Annotated in this window: 1 protein-coding gene and 1 pseudogene; both read left to right on the top strand. The window is 38.3% G+C overall.

Going from position 1 to position 1,862, the window contains the following annotated elements; genetic code table 11:
• Window positions 1-230 precede the first annotated feature (230 nt).
• Window positions 231-1,421, top strand: coding sequence for an aspartate aminotransferase family protein (locus Q1553_RS05485; protein WP_297601419.1), 1,191 nt, complete (start codon window positions 231-233; stop codon window positions 1,419-1,421).
• A 279-nt stretch (window positions 1,422-1,700) separates the two neighbouring features.
• Window positions 1,701-1,862: pseudogene (locus tag Q1553_RS05490) on the top strand (NAD(P)-dependent alcohol dehydrogenase); the annotation flags it as partial.

The following is a 1,862-nucleotide window of genomic DNA, read 5'->3' on the forward strand; positions in this document are numbered from 1 at the left end:
AAATTCTATTTCCTTTGTTTTTGCCATTAGGATTCCTTCTTGCATTTTGCTACGACTTAAAGTCGATGGAATTATAACGCGTTTTAAGAATTAACTTGTATTTATTTTACTTATTTCTTAAAAGATTTACAATTCATTGCACTAAAGAATAGGAATTGTAGATTGCTTTGCAAACTTTTTAAGTTTTATTATTTTAAAATTCTCAAAATTTCCAAAATTTAAGGCTAGCAATGGAACAACAAGATTTAAAACAAATGGATTTAGACTTTGTCTTGCATACTTATGCGCGCAATGATGTGCATTTTGTAAAAGGAAGTGGGGCAAGACTTTATGATTCAAAAGGTAAAGAATACATTGACTTTGGTTCTGGAATCGCGGTGTGCAGCGTAGGACACGGCAATGCGCGTTTGGCAGAAGCAATCTACAAACAAGCAAAAAACCTAATCCACACTTCCAATCTTTACTTGATTGAGCCACAAGCGCGTCTTGCCAAAAAGATTGTTGAGCTTAGTGGCTATGATATGCGCGTATTTTTCGCAAACTCTGGTGCAGAAGCAAATGAGGGTGCGCTGAAGATTGCGAGAAAATTTGGTGAAGAAAATGGAGAATTGAAAAGGTATCAAATCATCACTTTAGATTCCTCTTTCCACGGACGCACGATTAGCACCTTAAAAGCAACCGCGCAAAACAAAATGCACCAATATTTTGGACCTTTTCCCGATGGATTTGTGTATGCTAAAGACTTAAACGATGTTCCAAATAAAATCAGCAATGTAACTTGTGCCGTACTTTTAGAACTCGTGCAAGGCGAAGGTGGAATCACGCCTTTTGACAAGGCAGAAGTGCAAAAACTCGCCAAGATTCTCAAAGAAAAAAATGTGCTCTTAATGGTAGATGAGGTGCAAACAGGCATTTATCGCAGCGGCGAACTCTTTGCTTCACAAGTCTATGGAATCACGCCTGATGTGATTACGACTGCCAAAGGATTAGCAGGCGGTGTGCCTATTGGCGCAGTAATGACAAGCCTTAAAGATATTTTTGCACCAAGCGACCACGGAAGCACTTTTGGTGGAAATTTTTTATCTACAAGTGCGGCATTGGAAGTGTTAGAGATTCTATTTGAACACAAGCAAAGTGGGGAGCTAGACAAAACGATTACATACTTTACACAAAAACTCCAAGATTTGCAAAAACATTATGCAGAAATTTTTACGCAAGAAGTGGGCTTAGGGCTTATGCGCGGACTTAGGGTAAGAGATTTGGAAACCTTGACAAAATTCTTAAATGCTACTTTTGAAGCAGGAGTTTTGGTGCTTAAAAGCGGTAAAAACACCGCGCGATTCTTGCCAAGCCTTACGATTACACGAGAAGAAATAGACGAGGGATTTTTGCGCATAGAATCCTGTATTGCACATTTGTAAAAAACCTACAGAATCGCAAAGATTCTACTTATGCACTTGCGATTTTCTCTGTGATTCTTTTCTTGCTCTTGCGGCTTCCTGTGCGTGCGACGATTTTTATCCTTATGGCGATTCTCTCTGTGTGCTTTACTTAATTGTATTTATTCCCCGCAAAGGCGAAGTAAAATTTCATAAAATCCTTACCAACTCTTGACAGACACTAAGTCTCATATCTTATAATTCCATATTAAGTTTTAGAATTTCATCTACAACTTAACTTTGAAATACAAGGAGAGAATAATGCTATTAAAAGAAAATTTGACACAAGCAAGCACAGGACAGAGAATCACCGCCAAAGGCTACGCAGTCGCACATAAAAGTGATACTTTTAAGCCCTTTAGTTTTTCGCGCCACGCTTTGGGAGAAACTGACATTTTGATTGAGATTCTATATGCTGGAATC

Origin of the sequence: Helicobacter sp. UBA3407 (assembly GCF_949747025.1) — a bacterium.
GTDB lineage: Bacteria > Campylobacterota > Campylobacteria > Campylobacterales > Helicobacteraceae > Helicobacter_D > Helicobacter_D ganmani.